Here is a 304-nt window from a genome sequence, read left to right on the forward strand (position 1 = left end):
GTCAGGCCGCGTCGGCTTGGAGCCGTCAGGTCTCGGTATCTTCAGAGCATCGCCCAGGTCAAACCAAGCTTCTTCATTGGTCTTGCCATAGAGCTCCTTGTACATAGTATGCACGTTGCCCTTGGAATGGCAACTGTTACAATAGTAGACACCTTTTGCCAGATTGACGGTCAAGGATGGGTTGTTATCCGTCTGGGACTCATGGAGACTCTTGAACGGACACTCAGCCTTGATCTCGTTGCCGCGGCGCTGCACTCTGGTGAGCTCGTTCAGAAAGAAGGCTTCTGTATCAATCTCCAGTAGT

At 52.0% G+C, this 304-nt stretch carries 1 protein-coding gene; it reads right to left on the bottom strand.

Going from position 1 to position 304, the window contains the following annotated elements; all coding sequences use genetic code 11:
- On the bottom strand, positions 1 to 304 hold a 304-nt coding region (locus J4G38_RS28305), incomplete at both ends, for a CHC2 zinc finger domain-containing protein (protein ID WP_226164172.1).

It is taken from the genome of Hymenobacter terricola (assembly GCF_017921975.2).
GTDB lineage: Bacteria > Bacteroidota > Bacteroidia > Cytophagales > Hymenobacteraceae > Hymenobacter > Hymenobacter terricola.